Genomic DNA, 281 nt, shown 5'->3' on the forward strand with positions numbered 1-281 from the left:
GGGGAGGGGCTCTCCGCGCTCCGCGACCACGAGAACATGGCCGAGTACCGCCTGTTCTCGAAGGAGGACGGGACCGCGATCATCCGGACCGTCATCGAGGAGACGAACGCGATGTCGACGATCACCGACCACGGCGGCTACATCACCGGCCCCTTCCTCATCGAGGACGGCTCCGAGCAGTGGCAGGTCGGCTTCGACGACGAGGCGACGACGGAGGCGGCGCTCCACGACTTGGAGAAGGGCAACGAGTTCGTCGTGGAGGACCGCTCGGAGCTCTCGAT

The 281-nt window shown here is 66.5% G+C and carries 1 pseudogene; it reads left to right on the top strand.

The features are described from left to right. A pseudogene (locus EXE42_RS17720) lies at positions 1-281 on the top strand (helix-turn-helix domain-containing protein); the annotation flags it as partial.

It is taken from the genome of Halorubrum sp. SP3, from assembly GCF_005435195.1.
Lineage (GTDB): Archaea > Halobacteriota > Halobacteria > Halobacteriales > Haloferacaceae > Halorubrum > Halorubrum sodomense.